1 protein-coding gene is annotated in these 545 nt (G+C 32.1%); it reads right to left on the reverse strand.

Translation table 11 applies throughout. The features are described 5' to 3' along the window. Positions 1–120: 120 nt before the first annotated feature. Positions 121–545 (reverse strand): hypothetical protein (locus tag AC1DWB_RS37115; RefSeq protein WP_477546021.1); only part of this gene is annotated, 425 nt, incomplete at its 5' end.

Raw genomic sequence — 545 nt, forward strand, 5'->3', positions numbered from 1 at the left:
TATTTTACCTTTATTTATTTTTCCGCACAAGTGTTCCTATTGAATGTTTTTAGATTAACAAATACAGGCTTGCATCCCTTTCCTATAACGATCCTGACATACCCTGACTTCAATGAATGACTAAAAGGGGTTTTTCTGTGCCCATTTCTCTACAACTTTCTCTAAAACGTCTCTCTGGGTTAAACTTCTAGATTTATAGTACGGATTTCTCTCGTCTTGAGGCAAACAACTAAACGCGACCAAAAAAGCTCTTTTTACCCATGGATCTGTAATATTATTAAATTTGTTCTCCCTAAAATAACGGTATTTTTTTGATCTTCCAATATTTAATATGAGTTCTCTTGTAGTAAAATTATCATCATATTTCTTCAAAAGTTCGGGAAAGTATTCTTGATTATTCCACTCATCACTTTTTGAAAATAAATGTAATAACCAAGATCTATTAAATTCGAGTTCACTCATAAAGCTATTTTGTATTAGATCAATAACTTTTTTTCCGATTCCGTGTTTTTGTTCTTCACTATAGGATCTGACCCGTTCAAGGT

Source organism: Paenibacillus sp. P4_E11 (genome assembly GCF_056401635.1).